The sequence below is a fragment of the Streptomyces sp. CB02980 genome (assembly GCF_014451325.2).
Lineage (GTDB): Bacteria > Actinomycetota > Actinomycetes > Streptomycetales > Streptomycetaceae > Streptomyces.
The window spans coordinates 1-579 of the sequence record NZ_JACSCH020000082.1 but is presented as its reverse complement, the minus strand read 5'-3'; the positions used below and the strand labels follow the sequence as shown (position 1 = coordinate 579).

At 71.0% G+C, this 579-nt stretch carries 1 protein-coding gene; it reads left to right on the top strand.

Features of this window, described 5'->3' with window-relative positions; genetic code table 11:
• Window positions 1-579: 7,8-didemethyl-8-hydroxy-5-deazariboflavin synthase CofG (cofG, locus tag E0F75_RS39845; RefSeq protein ID WP_229315932.1), on the top strand; the 579-nt coding region annotated here is incomplete at both ends.

Genomic DNA, 579 nt, shown 5'->3' with positions numbered 1-579 from the left:
CCCGGGGTGATGTCGTGGACCGATTTCCAGCGGCTCAAGCCCGTCGCCCCCTCGATGGGCATGATGCTGGAGACGACCGCGACCCGGCTGTGGTCGGAGCCCGGCGGCCCCCACTACGGCTCCCCCGACAAGGAACCCGCCGTCCGGCTGAGGGTGCTTGAGGACGCCGGGCGGTCTTCCGTCCCCTTCACCTCCGGGCTGCTCCTGGGAATCGGCGAGACCCTGGAAGAGCGGGCGGAGTCACTCTTCGCACTGCGGCGCGTCTCCCGGGCGTATCACTCCGTCCAGGAGCTGATCATCCAGAACTTCCGCGCCAAGCCGGACACGGCCATGCGCCAGATGCCGGACGCCGAACTCGACGACCTCGTCGCGACCGTCGCCGTCGCCCGGCACATCATGGGCCCCTCCGCCTGCCTCCAGGCCCCGCCCAACCTCGTCGACTCCGAGTACGCGCGCCTCATCGCCGCCGGCATCGACGACTGGGGCGGCGTCTCCCCCCTCACCATCGACCACGTCAACCCCGAACGCCCCTGGCCGCGGATCGAGGAACTCGCCGCGAAGTCACGGGCCGCCGGGTTC